We start from the raw sequence: 1,538 nt of genomic DNA on the forward strand, positions 1-1,538 counted from the left end.
CGAAGAACTCGCCGACCGTGCCCGCGGTGAGCCGCCGCAACAGCAGGGTCGGGCGGTAGTCGCGTTTCGCCCACCGCCCCCAGGACAGCTGCCGTCCGTAACCCTCGGCGAGATCCGCCAGGAACGCGTGGACGAGCAACTTGTGCACCAGCTCGGGGTCCTTGCGCGCGGCCTTTCCCAAGCGTTGGGCGAAAGCCAGCAGTCCGCGGTCTTCGAGCGACCCCAAGTACGGTTGCCGAAACAACCAGCGCCGCGCCGCGGGAGTACCCACCTCCGCCAGGTCGGGAACGGGCCCCCTTCTCCGGGCTCGCAGGAACGAACTCGCCTTGTGCCGCAGCAGCTCGGTCAGGAGTTCGTAGCGCTCGAACCGGAACCGTTGCACCCGCCCGGCATCGTGGTCACTGAAGTCGCGAACCGACTTGTCGAGGACCTTGACGAGCTCGGCGGACATTCCGGCCTCCTCGCTCGCCGCCGGTTCGGGTGAGTCGATGAGCACGTGCGGCACGGTGCGCCCGAGGTGCGCGGAGAGCTGATCGTTCAACAGATCCGGAGTAGTGGGCCGAACCAGATGGATGATCGGGTTGACTTGGACGGGCTGCCATCGCGGCCGCTCCCACGGCTGCCCGACCTCCGCCGCGAGACGCGCGACGGGAACGGCATACTCCGGTCGATAATCCGACGCCGGCGCTTTCGGGGTATCAGCGGCGGGCCCCGCCGGGCTGAGGGCCACCACCAGCCTGCCCTCGACATCGCTGTGCAAGCCAGGCGTTTGTTTGCTGTCTGCGGCACTTATCTGGTCGTGGACGTACTCGTAGAGTTCATCCACGTCGATCAACCCGTCGTGATTGCGGTCCGCCAACCCGCTGCGCAGCCCCTGGACCACCGCTGCGGTGAACACCGACGGGTTCGCGGTGCCGGACACCTTGGCCCTGGTGGCCGCACCCGCTTCGTACGCGTATTCCAGCGCGGACGACGAGGTCATCACGGCGCGTCCTTTACCCGCCAGCGCGGCGAGCACGCCGGCGTTCGCCGGGCCGCGGTGCGTGGCACCGGCCGGAAACGCTCCGGCGTAGCAGCAGTCGAGGCAGATCACGATTCTCCGCGATCTGGCGACCCGCATCCGATCATGCACGAACTGCGAATCGATCGCGGTCGAATTGAGCCGGTTGTGCCGGGAATCGGTCATCGCGAAGTGCAGCATCCCCTCGTCGTCTTTCACGCCGTGCCCCGAGATGTACAGCAGGACGAGGTCGTTGCGGTGGACGTCGGCGAACAGGTCCTCGATGGCCAATCGGGCCTCTTGCGCCGGGGGATTGTGCAATGCGCGGACTTCGTAGTCCCCGATCGAAGGCTCCTCGAGCACACCGGCGAGCGCTTCGACGTCCGCCCGCGGAGACCGCAGCTGCTGGAAAGTCGCATCCGCGTACTCATCGGTCGCGATGAGCAGCGCGAGCGCCCTGTTCTTCCCCGTCATGAGCGTTGTTCTCCCCGGAATGCTCGGTCTTTTGCGCCGCTGATCATGCTGGCGGACAGGCTCC

At 67.0% G+C, this 1,538-nt stretch carries 1 protein-coding gene; it reads right to left on the reverse strand.

Features of this window, described 5'->3' with window-relative positions; all coding sequences use genetic code 11:
* A partial coding sequence (locus IJH84_RS02255) for a caspase family protein (protein WP_295139657.1) occupies positions 1-1,474 on the reverse strand: 1,474 nt, incomplete at its 3' end.
* Positions 1,475-1,538 lie beyond the last annotated feature (64 nt).

The organism is Saccharopolyspora sp., from assembly GCF_017434145.1.
GTDB lineage: Bacteria > Actinomycetota > Actinomycetes > Mycobacteriales > Pseudonocardiaceae > Saccharopolyspora_C > Saccharopolyspora_C galaxeae.